Here is a 336-nt window from a genome sequence, read left to right on the forward strand (position 1 = left end):
GAGATTCTTCCACCACTTTCCGGGCCTTTAACCCCACCCAAGCAGAAGAAACCTACTCTATGGTGACAGCAAACCGTTTCTGGAGTCAGATTTTCGGTATTGCCTTCTCCAATAAGCGTTGGTTACACTTCTTCATGCTCTTTGTTCCGGTAACGGGACTGTGGATGAGTTCTATCGGCATTGTCGGTTTAGCCTTAAACCTACGTGCCTACGATTTTGTCTCTCAGGAGATTCGTGCGGCAGAAGACCCCGAATTTGAGACATTCTACACCAAGAATATCCTGTTAAATGAAGGTCTGCGAGCTTGGTTAGCTCCCGAAGACCAACCCCATCAAA

At 47.3% G+C, this 336-nt stretch carries 1 pseudogene; it reads left to right on the top strand.

The features are described 5' to 3' along the window. Positions 1-336, top strand: a pseudogene (locus JUI58_RS27460) (photosystem II D2 protein (photosystem q(a) protein)); the annotation flags it as partial.

It is taken from the genome of Spirulina sp. CCY15215 (genome assembly GCF_016888125.1).
GTDB lineage: Bacteria > Cyanobacteriota > Cyanobacteriia > Cyanobacteriales > Spirulinaceae > CCY15215.